Genomic DNA, 704 nt, shown 5'->3' on the forward strand with positions numbered 1-704 from the left:
TACCGCGAGAACATCAAGGGCCTGCTGCGTCCGGAACAGGTGCGCGGCCAGGCATGGGCGCTGCGCACCCTGGCCGAAGCAGCCTACATCACGCCGGACAGCGATCGCCTGAAGGAACACTTCAACCGCATCCTGGACAGCAACCTCGACTGGTACAACGCCGAGTATTCGAACAACACCAACGCCAACAAGCTGGGCGTGATCGTCAACGGCTACGCCGTGATCTACAACGACAGCCGCGGCGTGGCCCCGTGGCAGGACGACTTCTTCACGGCAGCCGTCGGCCATGCCCACGAACTGGGCTTCACCAAGGCGACCAGCCTGCTGAAGTTCAAGTCGACGTTCCCGATCCAGCGCATGATCGGCCAGAACGCCTGCTACATCCGTGGCGCCATGTATTCGATGATAGTGCGCGACAGCGACAAGTCGCCCTACTACACCACGATCGGCCAGGCGTTCAAGGCCAGCGACACCTACGAACTGGGTGACGCCTTCACCAGGCTGCAATGCGCCAGCGCCGAAATGGCCACCAAGCTCGGCCTGAAGACCGGCGAAATGACCGGCTACTCGACCGCCTATGCCGGCTATCCGTCGAACATGCAGCCGGCCCTGGCCTACGCGGCCGACATCGGCGGCGCCCAAGGTGCGAATGCCTGGAAAGTGTTCATGGCGCGCAGCGTCAAGCCGGACTACCGTTTCGGCCC

General features: G+C 63.2%; 1 pseudogene. It reads left to right on the top strand.

The features are described 5' to 3' along the window. Window positions 1–704 (top strand): annotated as a pseudogene (locus tag LQ564_RS25740) (hypothetical protein); the annotation flags it as partial.

Origin of the sequence: Massilia phyllostachyos (assembly GCF_021044825.1) — a bacterium.
GTDB classification, from domain to species: domain Bacteria; phylum Pseudomonadota; class Gammaproteobacteria; order Burkholderiales; family Burkholderiaceae_D; genus Telluria; species Telluria phyllostachyos.